Origin of the sequence: Psychrobacillus sp. NPDC096426, from assembly GCF_044762745.1 — a bacterium.
GTDB lineage: Bacteria > Bacillota > Bacilli > Bacillales_A > Planococcaceae > Psychrobacillus.
In genome coordinates this window covers 72,553-85,561 of sequence record NZ_JBIWEX010000015.1, presented here as the reverse complement: position 1 = coordinate 85,561, position 13,009 = coordinate 72,553, and the positions used below count along the sequence as shown (strand labels likewise).

Annotated in this window: 14 protein-coding genes and 2 pseudogenes; 12 read left to right on the top strand and 4 right to left on the bottom strand. The window is 34.6% G+C overall.

The window, feature by feature from the left end:
* Nucleotides 1–7: 7 nt before the first annotated feature.
* Nucleotides 8–1,486, bottom strand: a complete 1,479-nt coding sequence (locus ACIQYS_RS13730) for a sensor histidine kinase (protein ID WP_402980892.1) — start codon at nt 1,484–1,486, stop codon at nt 8–10.
* Nucleotides 1,487–1,489: 3 nt separating this feature from the next.
* The gene (locus tag ACIQYS_RS13725; RefSeq protein ID WP_402980889.1) at nt 1,490–2,167 is read right to left on the bottom strand and encodes a response regulator transcription factor; all 678 of its coding nucleotides are present in this window, start codon (nt 2,165–2,167) and stop codon (nt 1,490–1,492) included.
* Between the two features lie 282 nt (nt 2,168–2,449).
* On the opposite strand from ACIQYS_RS13725, the gene ACIQYS_RS13720 reads away from it, so the two are divergent.
* The 6 genes from ACIQYS_RS13720 to ACIQYS_RS13695 all read left to right on the top strand — a co-directional run bounded on the left by ACIQYS_RS13720 (nt 2,450) and on the right by ACIQYS_RS13695 (nt 5,603).
* The gene (locus ACIQYS_RS13720) at nt 2,450–3,370 is read left to right on the top strand and encodes a serine hydrolase domain-containing protein (RefSeq protein ID WP_402980886.1); all 921 of its coding nucleotides are present in this window, start codon (nt 2,450–2,452) and stop codon (nt 3,368–3,370) included.
* Between the two features lie 174 nt (nt 3,371–3,544).
* The gene (locus ACIQYS_RS13715) at nt 3,545–4,012 is read left to right on the top strand and encodes a CcdC protein domain-containing protein (protein WP_402980883.1); all 468 of its coding nucleotides are present in this window, start codon (nt 3,545–3,547) and stop codon (nt 4,010–4,012) included.
* A 194-nt stretch (nt 4,013–4,206) separates the two neighbouring features.
* On the top strand, nt 4,207–4,527 hold the full coding sequence (locus tag ACIQYS_RS13710) for a hypothetical protein (RefSeq protein WP_402980880.1): 321 nt from the start codon (nt 4,207–4,209) through the stop codon (nt 4,525–4,527).
* Nucleotides 4,528–4,547: 20 nt separating this feature from the next.
* Complete coding sequence (locus ACIQYS_RS13705; RefSeq protein WP_402980877.1) at nt 4,548–4,832, top strand: hypothetical protein; 285 nt, start codon at nt 4,548–4,550, stop codon at nt 4,830–4,832.
* A 140-nt stretch (nt 4,833–4,972) separates the two neighbouring features.
* Nucleotides 4,973–5,221, top strand: coding sequence for a DUF6429 family protein (locus ACIQYS_RS13700; protein WP_402980874.1), 249 nt, complete (start codon nt 4,973–4,975; stop codon nt 5,219–5,221).
* Entirely contained in the window at nt 5,214–5,603 is a 390-nt protein-coding gene (locus tag ACIQYS_RS13695) for a hypothetical protein (RefSeq protein ID WP_402980871.1), read from the top strand. Before ACIQYS_RS13700 ends, ACIQYS_RS13695 begins: the two co-directional genes overlap by 8 nt.
* Nucleotides 5,604–5,886: 283 nt before the next feature.
* On the opposite strand, the pseudogene ACIQYS_RS13690 reads toward ACIQYS_RS13695, so the two are convergent.
* Nucleotides 5,887–5,981, bottom strand: a pseudogene (locus tag ACIQYS_RS13690) (2OG-Fe(II) oxygenase); the annotation flags it as partial.
* 255 nt (nt 5,982–6,236) lie between these two features.
* Between ACIQYS_RS13690 and sstT the strand changes: the two are divergent.
* From sstT to cyoE, 6 genes are all read left to right on the top strand, one after another.
* Entirely contained in the window at nt 6,237–7,478 is a 1,242-nt protein-coding gene (sstT, locus tag ACIQYS_RS13685; RefSeq protein WP_402980868.1) for a serine/threonine transporter SstT, read from the top strand.
* 79 nt (nt 7,479–7,557) lie between these two features.
* A complete protein-coding gene (locus ACIQYS_RS13680) occupies nt 7,558–7,791 on the top strand; it encodes a pirin family protein (protein WP_402980865.1) in 234 nt (77 codons plus the stop codon).
* 158 nt (nt 7,792–7,949) lie between these two features.
* Entirely contained in the window at nt 7,950–9,089 is a 1,140-nt protein-coding gene (locus ACIQYS_RS13675; protein ID WP_402980862.1) for a YibE/F family protein, read from the top strand.
* Nucleotides 9,086–9,850, top strand: coding sequence for a YibE/F family protein (locus tag ACIQYS_RS13670; protein WP_402980859.1), 765 nt, complete (start codon nt 9,086–9,088; stop codon nt 9,848–9,850). Before ACIQYS_RS13675 ends, ACIQYS_RS13670 begins: the two co-directional genes overlap by 4 nt.
* A gap of 345 nt (nt 9,851–10,195) precedes the next feature.
* Entirely contained in the window at nt 10,196–11,374 is a 1,179-nt protein-coding gene (locus ACIQYS_RS13665; RefSeq protein ID WP_402980856.1) for a NupC/NupG family nucleoside CNT transporter, read from the top strand.
* Nucleotides 11,375–11,509: 135 nt separating this feature from the next.
* Nucleotides 11,510–12,406 carry a heme o synthase gene (gene cyoE, locus ACIQYS_RS13660; protein WP_402980853.1) on the top strand — a complete coding sequence of 299 codons (897 nt, stop codon included), beginning with the start codon at nt 11,510–11,512 and terminating at the stop codon, nt 12,404–12,406.
* 75 nt (nt 12,407–12,481) lie between these two features.
* Here cyoE and ACIQYS_RS13655 read toward each other — a convergent pair.
* Nucleotides 12,482–12,903 (bottom strand): annotated as a pseudogene (locus tag ACIQYS_RS13655) (VOC family protein).
* Nucleotides 12,904–13,009: the final 106 nt, after the last annotated feature.

Sequence of the window (13,009 nt, the reverse complement as noted above, 5' to 3'; positions counted from 1 at the left end):
TGTTGTTTCAAATTATGTATGACTTGTTGCCAGAATGTTGCCAACGAGGAATGGTGACTGTTACAACTGCCTGTCCCAATTTTTCTTCAAACCTAATGGTTCCTTTATGACGTTCGACTATATTGGCACAAATAAATAAGCCTAAACCCGTACTACCTTCTTTTTTCTGGTGGACAAAAGGTTCGAAGATATGTCCCAAAATAGTTGGAGGGATAGGGGAGCATGCATTTTTTAATAGGATTTGACCACGTACCTCGATGTCAATATCGTGACCTGGTTTACCATGCTGAATAGCATTATTGATCAAATTGATAAAGAGTTGTTTCATTTCATTTTGATTGCCTTCCACAACAAATGGCTCTCCACTTACCACAATGTTACTATCATTCTGTGTTGCTTTCATCTGCATGTCCTCAGCAATCGCCTGCACAAGCGGATATATATCGAATACCTCCGTTCGTTTATTTGGAGTCTCCGATTGATATTTTGATAATGTTAGTAATTGGTTGACCATTTCATTTAAACGATCACTTTCACTTCTTATTTTTTGAGCCGCTTTGCTAAGAAAGGTAGCATCATCAAAATCCTTTTCCCCAATAATTTGTGCATAGCCTGATATTGTCGTAAGGGGGGTTTTTAATTCATGGGTGACATTATTAAAATAGTTTCGACGCTTTTCTTCTAATAACATGACCTTCTCTTTTTCCAGTTCAATTGTCTGGATATGCTGCTGAATTTCATGTTGCATCAGCTTAAAATGCTTCGCAAGATCGCCCATTTCATCCGTTCGATGGATGGCAGGAATGGGCTGATAGTCACCTTGAGCCATTCTTTTGGTCGCATTTGTTAAGTTATGAAGTGGTTTAGTGAGCTGGTTTGTTATTAATAAAGAAATGATAAAGACTCCTAAAAATAAAAAGATGGTAAGTAGAGTAAAGCTTCTTAATAATCGTTCGTTATGCTGAAAAACATCTGTATAATCAGCGGTAAATCGAATGACACCATAAAAGGTATCGTCGATATAAAGCGGATAAGCAAAATAAAGAAGTGTACCATTTTCAACAGGTTGAATAGTGTAGGCAGATTTATTTTGAAATGCTTGTTTTAATTCTTCACTACTGTCATTTTCTACATTCGTTTGATAACGTTGATGTTCAATGAGTAACGGTTGGTCGATGGGGGCAGCTTCATATAAAAATTGCCCAACTGCATCATATAGAGCCACACTTTGGTCATTGATTTTACTAAGCTCATTTGCAATGGTGTAACTATCTTCTGTAAAAAAGCTTCCGTCTTGTTTATGTAATTGATTAAATTGTTTCATATATTGTTTCGTTGCAAATTGTAACGTGGTAACATTTGATTCTAAGTTAGTTGTCGTATGCTTTTCTAGCATATTTGCCAATACGAAGTTAAATAGAAATGCAGCCACAGAAAACAAAAAGAAAAAGCCTACAAAGAATTTTTTACGAATGGTCCATTTCATCGTTTAGTTTCCCTTCATTTTATATCCGATTCCAAAAACAGTCTCAATAATGGAGGGATCAAGTTTCTTCCGGATTCTCTGTACATGAACATCGACCGTCCGAAGTCCTCCTTCATAATCCATCTCCCAAACGATATCGAGGATCTCTTCTCGTGAAAATACACGATTTTTATGTTGAGCTAATAATAATAGTAACTCATATTCTTTAGGCTTTAGCACGACCACCTCATCGTCTTGGAAGACAGCGTATGCACGAGGATCAATATGAATTGATTCATTTACTTTTATAGAGTGATAGGGAGTTTGTGATGAATTTCGCCTTAGTAATACTTTTACCCTTGCAATGACTTCTCTTACATCAAATGGCTTGGTCATATAATCTTCAGCTCCGAGTTCTAGTCCCAAAACTTTATCTACAATATCATTACGAGCAGTTAGCATTAGGATTGGTAAATTACTAGTAGATGTAATATCTTTGCATAACTCAAAGCCTGTTGTATCAGGCAGCATTAAGTCTAAGATAACTAGGTCTATTTCTATTCCTTGAAGATATTCTAAAGCTTTCTTCCCGGTAGAAGCGCCATAAACACTAAATCCTTCTTTCCGTAAAGAATAAGATAATATATCGTATATGGATTCCTCATCTTCTACTATTAATATGGTTTTCTTTACAGTATTCATTTTACATATCCTCCAAAAAGCATCTATTTTTTCATTTTACTATAAAGTTGTTTCTAAATTATTGCTGTTGGAAAAAATTCAATAGTGATAACCAGTCAAATAGGATAGCACAAACTATGTCCCGTAAGGGCAACTGTCTAGATAATGCAGTCATCGAGTTCTTTGGCTTATTAAAATCAGAGCTGCTTTATTTACAAGAGTTTGAGAGCATGGCAGAAGGAGGAAAACAATACTTTATACCGAATATGTAGAAGGTGCTACTTTTTACAAGGGGGGTAAGTTTTGGATATCATTACTTTAAATAATTTAGAAAAGAAACTTAAAAGTGTAAAAATTGAAGGATTTATTATAAATCAGAGGAATGAACGGGTATTTGAATACATGAAGAATAAGAAGATTCGAGAAAAGCCTACTAAGGTTTATTCAATTACAAAGAGCATTGTTTCTATCTTAATTGGAATCCTAATTGATAAAGGTTTAATTAAAGATGTCAATTATCCAATTTTTAACTTTTTTCCAGAATTACTTGAATCAAAGGAATCTATGAAAAGAGAAATAACCATATTTCATTTGCTTACAATGACCTCAGGGGTAGAAGCGGGAAATTTCCAAGGGTCAAAAAATTGGGTTAAATTTATTTTAGAGCAACCTATGTTACATAAACCTGGTTCAACCTTTCAGTACAATTCTGGAAATTCCCATTTGCTAAGCTCCATAATAAAACAAGTTTCAGGAATTTCAACAGCTGCATTTGCTGAAAAATATCTATTTGGTCCATTAGGAATTAAAAAATATATTTGGGTAAATGACCCTCAAGGTATTCAAGGTGGAGGGTTTAGCATCTCAATGAGCTTGGAAGATATGATGAAAATTGGAATACTGCTTCTAAACAAGGGGAATTATTTTTCAAAACAATTGATTTCATCAGGGTGGATATCTCAATCAAAATCACCTAATAAACATGTTGAAACCTTATCACATGGTACTTTTGGTTATGGATATCAACTATGGATATATGAGAATTCTGCGTCCGACAATCCCATTGATTATTACTATGCTAGTGGTTTATTTGGGCAATATATTTTCATAGTTCCAAAACTAGAACTCGTCGCAGTAGTAAAAAGCCAATTACAAAAGGATCATCAATCTCTGCCTAGACAATATTTCGAAGAATTTTTAGAACAGTGCCTGTCATCCACCTAATAATGTCTTTTTGATCTAACAACTGCAATCTGACTACAAAGACGACTCAAAGGATTAGTGAGAAAAGGGAGAATGAATAATTTGATATATTTATAGGTCTGAAGTCTATATATTTTTCCTGTTTGGCTCTTTAAAAGAGTGAGATAGTCAAATAACTCGAAAGGTGGTTTGTTAATGAACTATAATCCCATTTTTATCATAATTATCCTTGTTGCTGCCCTAATTTTTTATCGTCAAGTTGTCTCCATGTTCAAACCTATTAGAGGCAAAGGAACTCGAATAATTATAACGCTATTTTTGTTAACACCAGGATCGGCACTAATCATGAACCCGAATGCAGAGGTAACATCACTCGAAGTTGCTGTCGCGTTGCTGTTAGGATGTGTTCTCTCCATCCCTTTAATCCTTACGACCGGCTATGAAAGACGGGAGGATAGAATGATCTATGTAAAGAAAAGCTTAGCCTTCGTCATTTTGTTTGTATTAATTTTCGCCATACGATGGACCATTCGTGGAATCATTGATATGGATTCGGATTCTCGGATGCTGCTCTTCTTCATCGCTGCATGTGGCTATCTTATTCCTTGGAAAATTTCTAGTTACTATAAGTTTCGTAAAGTCTACAACTCGAATCTGGTATAGTTCAGATGGGTTATTATCTACTAAATAGCCAATCCCCTTAAAGGGAACCTATATATTGGATCATTTGATGCGCAAACATCAAATGGTCTTTTTTTATTGTACTCACATGTTATTCTTAGTTTACGCTTGTTTCTGACTCAGATTACACATTTAAGAGGAAATAGTGAAAAAATATGTTGCTAGGATGGTGTCGCATGACGGAACCTAAAAAAATGGGAATCAATGTAGAGTTTTTTGTTGTTCATGAGGACAATGAATCTATTACTGAGATTGATATGGATACATTTCTTGATGAGTTTATAGAACTAGTAGAGAGTCATAAATGGTTGACGGGTGGTGGCATGAATTTAATGGATGCTAATACTGAAGAAGCGACTACCTTGACGGATAATAAAATGACTGCTGAGCAGTTATTAACGGCTATGGAAAAAATGGAAAATGGAGAACGCATAAAGTTATTAATGGCTTTATCTGAAAAGCATTTTGGAAGAAGATACACACTATTGAGGAAATAACTAAATTAAACTATGAGGCTATGTATGGAGACGACGAGGATACTCTCGAAAAAGGAGTTAAGAAAGTTTTACAAACAATGAATAATATGGAGGACGAAGAAAAAATTAAGCTGTTAAATATCTTTTCCAGAGAACATTATGGTGAAAGAGCACCGAAAAATGTGCTAGATAAGTATTTTGCTAATGTAACTGAAGAACCCAGATTGTCTGCTGATGAAATATTTAAGGATTTTAAAGCGATGAACAATGGGGAGCGAATTGACTTGCTAAGTATTTTGTTCCGTAAACATTTTGATTATAGGTAGGCTTAGGTAATTAAGAAAAAAATGGGGTATATAGTTCTATTAGGAGCAAACGTCGAGGACAAAGAAACTACCCTGTGAGAAACATTCATGTTTGTTTCTGACCATAGGGAAAACTAAAAGGAAAGGTGTGCAAAATAATAATGAAAAAAGAAATAGAAGAGCTAACATTACTTCTACTTTATTTAACATCATGGAAGGAAGAAGATTTTCCGGAAACAATACAAAGAAGCTGGAAAGGCCATTCATTTGAAGCGCTTGATCAGCTGAAGGAACTGGATTATTTACGTGGTGGCATAAAATCAAAATCTGTTTATTTAACAGAAGCAGGGATTGAACAAGCAAAGCAGCTTATGGAGAAATATAATCTGGGAGAGATGAAAGATGAATAATTTATTAGCATTTAATGAATTACATCAATACTTAATGAGTTTTCAAGTAAGATGTACGATTGCTGAAAAGAATTTAATAATAGGTTACAAGCCTTTTACCTTTCTCGGTATTCAGCCCAAGTTTGCAACATTACATGGAAATAAAAATTATCAATGTTTAATACTTCATGTTGCGCCTGGAGATAAGAAGACCGATTTAGGTGAACAACTTCAACAGCATATTGAGGCGAAGCTAGCTTTTGATATTACCGAGCTAAGAAAGTTCAAATTGAAAAACAATGAAGTATGTATTCCTTTAGAAGTAATAGATACAAAGGAAAAAATGAAGGTGTTAAAAGAGTTTATTCAACATTGTTTTGAACGTAGGAAGAGTTTGCGATAAACCAACATAAATGGATATTGAGAGGTGTTGTACATGAAATGCGGTGGTGCCGGTGACAGTATTCGAAGCTTTATGTTTGCAGTAGCGTACACAGCATTGATTGTATCAATTCTATCATTTAACCATAAAGCTCAGATGGGTTACTAACCTCAATAGCCAATCCCCTTGAAGGTAATCTACTATTATATTTGGAATTTGGATCATTTGATGCGCTAACATCAAATGGTTTTTTTTTGTACTCAGATTTTACTCTACGTTTCTATTTTGGCTTTTTCAAGCATCTGAAATACTCGAAATAAACTACCATACCTTTTTTGGGTGATCTGAAAAATTCAGTTTAGGGAAAGAAGTTTCTCCGCCTTGTTCTACATCATTTGAAGATAATTCAGTAATCGTGGCCTTATTATTGTTTTCATGATGCTCTGTAAGAAACACTCAAAATTATGGCTAAAACAGGAAAAAATTAAAAATAAATCCTAAAAAATAACATAAAAAAACAATTTAAAATTCTAAAGGCTTGTGTTAAGATAAAATATCAGTCTATTTAATGATAAAATAAGTACATATTATTTTAACGGGGAGAAGTGGCTGTTTTATCAAGTAAGTTATTAGATAATGTTGGGGGATAGTATGATGAAAAATTTATTAATTAAATGGAATCAAATGAGCCTAGTAAAAAGGATTATCATTGGTATTGTTGTCGGTGCTATCTTAGCTTTAACCGTTCCTAATGCCGCAAGTGGGGTAACTATTTTAGGTTCCTTATTTGTCGGTGCATTAAAGGCAGTTGCACCAATATTAGTATTATTTTTAGTGATGCATGCCATTGCCGGTCATAAAAGTGGTAAGAAAACGAATATGAAATCGATTCTTGTTCTTTATGCTCTTGGTACATTCTTAGCAGGGGTTGTCGCTGTTGTTGCAAGCTTTATGTTCCCAGTTACATTAACACTCAAAACAGGCGCAGAAGATCTTTCACCACCTGAGGGTATTTTAGAAGTTATCCAATCATTATTATTTAACATAGTTGCCAATCCAATTGATGCATTAATAAATGCTAACTATTTAGGTATATTAATGTGGGCAATCGTACTTGGGCTTGCACTAAAAAATGCCAGTAAAAATACGAAAGAAATGTTAGGTAGTTTTTCAGATGCCATCACCAAAGTAGTACAATGGGTGATCAATTTAGCACCGCTCGGTATTATGGGGCTTGTATTTGATGCAATTGTAACAAGTGGTTTATCTGCTTTACTTGAATACGGTAGATTAATATTAATTTTAGTTGGGTGTATGTTGTTTATCGCATTTGTCGTACATCCGTTACTAGTATTTATCTATACGCGAAAAAATCCATATCCACTTGTTTTAATGGTTTTAAGAGAAAGTGGTATTACGGCATTCTTTACACGTAGTTCTGCTGCAAATATTCCAGTAAATATGAAATTATGTGAAAAACTTGGCTTAGATGAGGATACTTATGCAGTGTCCATTCCACTAGGTGCAACTATTAATATGGCTGGCGCAGCCGTTACTATTGCTGTCCTAACACTTGCAACAGTAAACACGCTCGGTATTGAAGTTGATTTTATGACCGCACTTTTGCTTACGGTTATTGCAGCAATTTCTGCTGCAGGTGCATCAGGTGTTGCAGGCGGATCACTATTACTTATCCCACTAGCATGTAGTTTATTTGGTGTTCCAGCTGATGTTGCCATACAAGTGGTTGGTGTTGGTTTTATCATCGGGGTTGTGCAAGATTCTTGTGAAACTGCACTGAATTCATCTTCTGACGTATTGTTTACAGCTGCTGCTGAAGAAGCTAAAGAACGTAAAGAAGGAAAACAAGACAAAGCAGTTCCTGTTAATTCCTAAGAAAAAAATTCAAAGCCACGATTACCGAAGATGATTCGGTAATCGTGGCTTTTTGGATGTTTAATGATTCATCCGTCCTGTGTCAGTTTATAAATACATATGTTTCGATGGTTATACACCTTGGTTATATGTGATGGGCGGCGAATTTAGCGCACGTGGGAAAAGCCTTCATAAAGGCGATGCAATTTCAGGTTCTGTGGAAGAGTTAACAACAATCCAAATGACAAAGGATACAACCGTTGTGCTATTCCTAGTCGACCTAGAGGCACCAATGACGCTTGCGGATAATTTTAGAGGAGTCAAAAGCTTTTAACATATAGAAATAAAAATAGGGCTTTCTCTTCATCGAGGCAGTCCTGTCTTTTTTAAACTAATATAGCACAATCAATTCATCTGAAATTTCAAATTGATTTCTTCTATAGATATAATAAAGTTATAATCTAGATACATTATTTTATCGGAGGTCTATGAATGAATTTGGTTGGAAGTATATATAAAAAGATGAGCTCCAAACATAAAATCTTTCTCACCATACTCCTATGTTGTTTTATAGGTTCAGTTATTTTTGTTTTTAATAACCATTCCTTATATGAGAGACCAATAGCCAAGGTTATAAAGACAAATATAGAAGATGTAACGAAAGTAATTGATATAAATGGTAATGAAGATACATTATATACACAACATTTAATTGCACAATTGATCAATGGAAAAGATAAAGGGAAGGAGATTCATTTGACAAATGAATACTCACAATCTAAAGCCAATGATCATGAGTTTCAAATTGGAAATGAATTATTTATAAAAATCGATCAAAATATGAAAGAATATGCGGAATTAACTGGGACAATTCTGGATGTCAAACGTGATAAATATTTGTTGTTGATTACATGGGTATTTATTTTTGTATTACTGATTGTAGGGAAAAAGCAGGGGCTGTTTTCTTTCATTAGTTTAATATTTAATGCCGTGCTTTTATCCTATGCATTAGATATCTATCTCCACAATTCTGATCAAAGTCTGTTATGGATTTGTGGGATAAGTGTTATTTTATTTACGGTCATTTCTTTGTTACTTGCTAACGGTTTAAATGAGAAAACATATGCAGCTATTATAGCGACCCTACTAGGAACTTTTATTTCACTCTTAATTACGTACCTCGTTCTATTAGTAACGGGCGAAAAGGGACTTCGATATGAGGAAATGCAATTTATCACCCGACCTTATCGAATGGTATTTATGGCAGGATTATTCCTAGGCTCTTTAGGAGCCGTGATGGATGTAGCTATTACAATGTCTTCATCGATTTTCGGGTTGTACGAGAAAAATAACCAAATATCCGTAAAAGCACTTATAAAATCAGGGATGGAAATCGGGAAAGATATTATGGGAACCATGACCAATATTTTGTTTTTTGCCTATGTAAGTGGTTCGATTCCCACGCTTATTCTGTATTTTAAGAATGCAGCTCCATTTGGTTATACGATTTCTCTCACGCTTTCGCTGGAATTGGCTCGAGCGTTAGCTGGGGGGATAGGAATCGTGTTAACCATTCCGATTGGTCTCTATACGACAATATTTTTCGTGAATAGAAAGAGGGCAAAACTATGAATGTATTAGTGCTATTGGCGGGGATATTATTCCTATTGATGACCCTTATTGGCGGAAGAAAAGGAGTACGATCTTTTTTCGCTTTATTTTTCAACTTTGGTATCATCATTGTAACTGTCATTTTGATGAACGACCCGAATATTGATCCAGTAATTTTAACATTAATTGCATGTGTAGTGATTAGTTGCATCAATCTTTTCTATATTAATGGAGTGAATAGCAAAACAAAAACAGCATTTTTTTCAACGATTATCTGCATTGTTATTTTATTGTTATTTATTATATTCATCACTAACAAGGCCATGATTCAAGGGTTTGGGGAAGAAGAGATAGGGGAAATTGGAATGTATTCCTTATTAATAGAAGTGGATTTTATTAAAATTACAGTATCTGTGATTATTATGAGTACGATAGGTGCTATTACGGATACGGCCATAGCGGTTTCATCTCCTATGCGGGAAATCCATTTTCACCAACCGAACATTAGTCGAAAAGATCTGTTTCTCTCTGGTTTAACTATTGGCAGAGATATATTAGGAACAAGTGCGAATACGTTGTTTTTTGCGTTCTTTGGAGGTTACTTAGCATTACTTATATGGTTTAAAGATTTAGCGTATTCTGTTGGGGAAGTTGTCAATTCAAAAATTTTTAGTGCAGAAATGATTACCATCCTTTGTGCTGGAATTGGAGTAACACTAGTTATTCCGATTACGACATGGATTACTGCTTATTATTTTGTGAAGAACAAAGAAAACAGCTAAAATAAAGAACGTAGGGAAGGAAAATAAGGCAAAGCAGTTCCTGTCAATTCCTAAAAACTATGACATAAGAAATTTAAAAGCCACGATTACCGAAGATGATTCGGTAATCGTGGCTTTTTGGTTGTGTCATCCCGTTCGTGCAAATGTCTAGAATTCAAATGAATTCGGTCAAAGTGTTACAATTTGGTGAACCGCTTACATAAAATATAATATTCTTTTATCAAGATGGGTAACATGTAAAAAATAGTATTTGGACAAACTGAGTTAAGAATGTATACTAAGTAAGTTGGATGGTCAGACGTCCAATCTTCTAAAATTACAACTTTGTGGAGGCATAAAATTTACATGAATTATTTAATCTCAATCATAGGCTTAATTGTTGTGCTGGGTCTTGCATGGGTTGCAAGTAACAATCGTAAAAAAATAAAAATTAGACCAATTATCCAGATGATCATTATTCAGGTAATTTTAACTTTTTTATTACTGAATACTAAATTTGGATTGATTCTTATTGAGGGAATTGCAGCTGGGTTTGCAAAATTACTAGAATTCGCTAATGAAGGAATCAATTTTGTATTTGGTGGCCTTGTGAATGAAGGACAAGCTACTTTCTTCTTAACTGCTTTACTTCCAATCGTATTCATTTCAGCACTAATCGGAATTCTGCAGCATATTAAAGTTCTACCTTTCATTATGAAATGGTTGGGCTGGGTAATCAGTAAAGTAAACGGCATGGGTAAATTGGAATCTTACAACGGAGTAGCATCCGCTATTGTTGGGCAATCTGAAGTATTTATAACCGTGAAAAAACAGCTTGGACAATTATCCCCTCAACGTCTATATACACTAAGTGCGTCAGCGATGTCTACTGTATCGATGTCTATTGTCGGAGCTTATATGACGATGATTGAACCGAGATATGTCGTAACTGCGATCGTGGTTAATTTATTTGGAGGATTTATCATTGCTTCCATCATTAATCCTTACACTGTATCCGAAGAAGAAGATCTCCTTGTTGTGCAAGAAGAAAAACAAAGCTTCTTTGAAATGCTAGGCGAATATATTATGGATGGATTCAAGGTTGCAATCATAGTTGCGGCGATGTTAATTGGATTTGTTGCACTAATGGCAGGAGTCAATACCTTATTTGATATGATATTTGGCATCTCGTTCCAAGAAATTATTGGATATGTCTTTGCTCCATTTGCGATTTTAATGGGTATTCCTGTTTCAGAATCAGTAACAGCAGGCGGTATTATGGCTACCAAACTAGTTACAAACGAATTTGTAGCAATGCTTTCCTTAAATGATTTAGCGTCAGGCTTAAGTGAACGATCAATCGGAATTATTTCCGTTTTCCTTGTTTCATTTGCCAATTTCTCTTCTATTGGAATCATTTCAGGTGCTGTAAAAGGTCTTCATGAAAAACAAGGAAACGTTGTAGCACGAATGGGCTTGAAACTTTTATACGGTGCAACTTTAGTAAGCGTTTTATCGGCAGTAATTGTAAGCTTTATCCTATAATTAGAAAAAGAAGATCAGCTAGTCGTTGCTGGTCTTCTTTTTTCCATTAAACCACTCAGTAATTTCAATTTTAGCAATTTTGCTAATCAATTAGGTTATATTAGTTCGAGTATAAATAAGGAGCTATAAAATATAATGAAAAAGCAATCACAAAAGACGTTATGGGCTCAAGTAGTTAAAACAGGAATTATCAAGTCAAATCTAATTCCAATGGTCGCAGGATTAATGCTGGCTTTATTTACATATCAATACAGTTTTGCAGATAATATTTGGAATATAGTTTTTGCATTTTTAGGAACAGCAGCTGTTATTGCAGCGGCTGGTTCGTTCAATAACATTTACGATCGCGATATTGATGCCATCATGGCCCGTACAAAAGTTCGACCGACTGTTACAGGCGCCATATCGATTAAGAAAGTTTTATTAGTTGCAATTTTATTATTAGTGATCGGATTAATTTTATTGTATTTAGCCTCTCCGTTAGCATCTTTTCTTGGGTTTTTAGGGGTATTTTTCTACGTAGTCCCTTATACAATGTGGACAAAACGTTATACCATATGGAATACGGAAGTTGGAAGTATTTCAGGTGCAATGCCTCCTTTAATCGGTTGGGCAGCAGTCGGTCCAGATATTTGGCATCCAGCGTGTTGGGCATTATTTTTAATAATGGTAATATGGCAAATGCCCCACTTTTATGCTATTGCTATTCGTAAGAAAGAAGATTATGCTGCAGCAAAAATTCCGATGCTCCCCGTTGTAAAAGACCGAAAACGTACGTATATCCAAACTAATTTCTATTTAATTTTATTGGTGCTATCTAGCTTTTTATTTTTACCGTTAAGTTTAGGTCTAACTTTGGTTTCACTTGTTTTGGGTCTATCTTGGTTGGGGTTAAGTTTATTTGGCTCTCGCAAAATGGATATGAAAGACTGGTCAAATAAAATGTTTATATTCTCCTTAGTGCACATGATTGTTATTTACTTTACGGTAATTATTTACTCTACAATCGGCCTAATTTTACATGCATTTTAATGATAGGTAGGCTTAAACACAGGAGAAGTAGTATTAAGTGTAAATGAAGAAATAAGAAAAAAATTATGCATTCTATCATTTTAATTTATTTACAGCTAATTTCTCCCAATCTTCAAAGGGCAACTTTTCTGTAATATGTTTTAGATTATTTGGAACTTCAACATAACACATCAATTCTAAACTGTTACCATCTGGGTCATTGAAATAAACTGAAGCATTGCCTTGATGTGGTAGAATAAATGGCTCAATAGATTTTCTACCACCAAATGGCACTCCCTCAACTTTAATAGAATCTAACCATTTTAAAGACTCTTTTAAATCTTCATGTGAAACCTGAAAAGCAATGTGTCGTAAAGAAGGGTGATATGGAGTTTGATACTCATTTCCTTCCCCCAAACCCAACCAGCTTTTACCTTCTTCAATCCAAAGGAAAGCAGTGTCTTCATCATGCCAAGCGATTTTCCTGGCAAATGTGCTTCATATAGACCTTTTATCAAAATAACACCCCTTTCTAAATGATTACATTAATGGTGGCAATTCTTTGAAAATTCCGCCTCATTCGAAGGTCTAATGTTATTTAATTATGTAATTTTCATATTGATA

Excerpts from the sequence above, each read along its gene's own strand:
- ACIQYS_RS13730 (WP_402980892.1), bottom strand. The coding sequence starts at position 1,486 with ATGAAATGGACCATTCGTAAAAAATTCTTTGTAGGCTTTTTCTTTTTG.
- ACIQYS_RS13725 (WP_402980889.1), bottom strand. The coding sequence starts at position 2,167 with ATGAATACTGTAAAGAAAACCATATTAATAGTAGAAGATGAGGAATCC.
- ACIQYS_RS13715 (WP_402980883.1), top strand. The coding sequence starts at position 3,545 with ATGAACTATAATCCCATTTTTATCATAATTATCCTTGTTGCTGCCCTA.
- ACIQYS_RS13710 (WP_402980880.1), top strand. The coding sequence starts at position 4,207 with ATGACGGAACCTAAAAAAATGGGAATCAATGTAGAGTTTTTTGTTGTT.
- ACIQYS_RS13705 (WP_402980877.1), top strand. The coding sequence starts at position 4,548 with ATGTATGGAGACGACGAGGATACTCTCGAAAAAGGAGTTAAGAAAGTT.
- ACIQYS_RS13700 (WP_402980874.1), top strand. The coding sequence starts at position 4,973 with ATGAAAAAAGAAATAGAAGAGCTAACATTACTTCTACTTTATTTAACA.
- ACIQYS_RS13695 (WP_402980871.1), top strand. The coding sequence starts at position 5,214 with ATGAATAATTTATTAGCATTTAATGAATTACATCAATACTTAATGAGT.
- sstT (WP_402980868.1), top strand. The coding sequence starts at position 6,237 with ATGAAAAATTTATTAATTAAATGGAATCAAATGAGCCTAGTAAAAAGG.
- ACIQYS_RS13675 (WP_402980862.1), top strand. The coding sequence starts at position 7,950 with ATGAATTTGGTTGGAAGTATATATAAAAAGATGAGCTCCAAACATAAA.
- ACIQYS_RS13670 (WP_402980859.1), top strand. The coding sequence starts at position 9,086 with ATGAATGTATTAGTGCTATTGGCGGGGATATTATTCCTATTGATGACC.
- ACIQYS_RS13665 (WP_402980856.1), top strand. The coding sequence starts at position 10,196 with ATGAATTATTTAATCTCAATCATAGGCTTAATTGTTGTGCTGGGTCTT.
- cyoE (WP_402980853.1), top strand. The coding sequence starts at position 11,510 with ATGAAAAAGCAATCACAAAAGACGTTATGGGCTCAAGTAGTTAAAACA.